The organism is Nocardioides sp. (assembly GCF_035703625.1).
GTDB lineage: Bacteria > Actinomycetota > Actinomycetes > Propionibacteriales > Nocardioidaceae > Nocardioides.
Genome location: NZ_DASSXS010000107.1, coordinates 1 through 2,389, shown reverse-complemented (window position 1 = coordinate 2,389; position 2,389 = coordinate 1). Strand labels below are relative to the sequence as shown.

The following is a 2,389-nucleotide window of genomic DNA, read 5'->3' as shown; positions in this document are numbered from 1 at the left end:
AGCACGACGCGGCGTAGCCGACGCCAGGCGCCGGCGAGGCGGGTCGGACGGGAGAGCGGGACCATGGCCCGACGCTAGGAGAGATCCGCCCGCGCCGCCGCCGTCATCCACAGGTCCGAGCCCTGACCCGGCGCTTGTGCCGGGTCAGACAGGCGAGGAGGTTGAGGAGGGCTCGGCGGCCGCCCGAGCGGAGCGAGGTCGGGCGCGACCCGTCTCGAAACCCTCCCGGCGCTCAGGTGGTGGCGGTCTCCTTGGGCTTGCTCGCCGCTGGGGTCTCCGACTTCGTGGAGTCGGACTTGGGAGCGTCCTTCGTGGAGGCGGGCTCAGACTTGTCGGAGGGACGGGAGTCGGTGCGGTAGAAGCCGGAGCCCTTGAACACCACGCCCACGGCGCTGAAGAGCTTGCGCAGCCGGCCCTCACACTCGGGACACACGGTCAGGGTGTCGTCGGAGAAGTTCTGGAACTGCTCGAAGGCGTGCCCGCACTCGGTACAGGCGTACTGGTAGGTCGGCACTGGTCGGATCCTTTGGAGTTTCGGCGGACCGGAGGGAGGCTGGCACTCACCCCCGACGACTGCCAATGGTACGGCACAATGGCGAGCACCATGTCCGACCAGACCGAGTCATCCCCACCCGACGACCCAGACCCGGAAGGCCGAGGCTGGAGGGAGACGTTCCGCAGCTGGCCGGGATACGCCCGGGCTTCGCTGTACGTCGTCGTGGTCCTCGTGCTGATCCTGGTCGCCGGCCTGGTGACCGGGTTCATGCTGACCCAGCGGCCCCTCCCGCAGACGACCGGCGAGCTCGAGGTCCCGGGGCTGGAGAGCGAGGTCACCGTCGTCCGCGACGAGTTCGGCATCCCGCAGCTCTACGGCGACTCCATGGACGACCTGATGCGGGCGCAGGGGTTCGTCCACGCGCAGGAGCGGTTCTACGAGATGGACATCCGCCGGCACCTCACTGCGGGGCGGCTCTCGGAGATGTTCGGCGAGGCCACCCTGGAGACCGACCGGCTGATCCGCACCATGGGCTGGCGCAGGGTCGCCCAGGAGGAGCTGGCGCTGGTCGGGCCGGACACCCGCGCCGCGCTCAAGGCGTACGCCGACGGCGTCAACGCCTACATCGCCGACCGGAGTCCCAGCGAGCTCGGCCTGGAGTACACCGTCCTGCGGGCCGGTGGCCTCGACTACCGCCCCGAACCCTGGACCCCGGTCGACTCCCTGGCCTGGCTGAAGGCCATGGCCTGGGACCTGCGCGGCAACATGACCGACGAGATCGACCGCGCCCTCGCGCTCGCCGAGCACACCCCGGCCGAGGTGCGGCAGCTCTACCCTCCCTACCCCTACGACGAGCACGCACCGATCGTGGGGCAGGGCGCCGTCGTCGACGGTGTCTACGAGCAGGACGCCACCGGACCGGGGACCCGTCTCCCGCAGCGGCCGGCGTACCCGTCCGCCGCCCGTGACGCGCTGCGGGACGTGCACGCCCTCGCCGACCGGATGCCCGCCCTGCTGGGCCGTGGCGACGGGATCGGCAGCAACGCCTGGGCGGTCTCCGGCGACCATTCCGCCACCGGCGAGCCGCTGCTGGCCAACGACCCCCACCTCGGGGTCTCCCTGCCCGGGGTCTGGATGCAGATGGGTCTGCACTGCCGCACGGTCTCCCGGGCCTGTCCGCTCGACGTCGCCGGCTTCACCTTCTCCGGCGTCCCGGGTGTGGTGATCGGCCACAACGCCGACATCGCCTGGGGATTCACCAACCTCGGCCCGGACGTGAGCGACCTCTACCTCGAGCGGGTCGACGGCAACCGCTGGCGGTACGACGACCGGTGGCGGCCGCTGCAGACCCGGACCGAGACGATCGAGGTGCGCGACGGCGACGACGTACAGCTCACCGTGCGCTCGACACGACACGGACCGCTCCTCTCCGACGTGTCGGAGGAGTACGAGGAGCTGGGCCAGAAGGCGCCGGTCGACCACCCCCAGCCACGCGGCGCGGGGTACTCCGTGTCCCTGGCGTGGACCGGCCTGCAGCCCGCGCCCACCGCCGACGCGATCCTGCGCCTCAACGTCGCCTCTGACTGGGACTCGTTCCGCCGGGCCGCGTCTCGCTTCGACATCCCGGCCCAGAACATGGTCTACGCCGACCGTGACGGGCACATCGGCTACCAGGCCCCGGGTCGGATCCCGATCCGCAAGTCCGGCAACGACGGCAACCTGCCGGCGGAGGGCTGGCGGCCCGACGACGACTGGTCGGGTGACTACGTCCCGTTCCAGGGTCTGCCGAGCGTCCTCGACCCCGACGAGGGCTTCGTCGTCACCGCCAACCAGGCGGTGGTCGACCCGGAGTACCCCTACCACCTGACCGACGACTGGGACCGGGGCTACCGC

General features: G+C 71.2%; 2 protein-coding genes. One reads left to right on the top strand and one right to left on the bottom strand.

The features are described 5' to 3' along the window. Positions 1-232 precede the first annotated feature (232 nt). Positions 233-514 (bottom strand): FmdB family zinc ribbon protein, encoded by a 282-nt coding sequence (locus tag VFN12_RS05335; protein WP_325117566.1) that lies wholly within the window; start codon positions 512-514, stop codon positions 233-235. A 90-nt stretch (positions 515-604) separates the two neighbouring features. Here VFN12_RS05335 and VFN12_RS05330 point away from each other — a divergent pair. After that, positions 605-2,389, top strand: a 1,785-nt coding sequence (locus VFN12_RS05330; protein ID WP_325117565.1) for a penicillin acylase family protein, incomplete at its 3' end; no start/stop codon positions are given.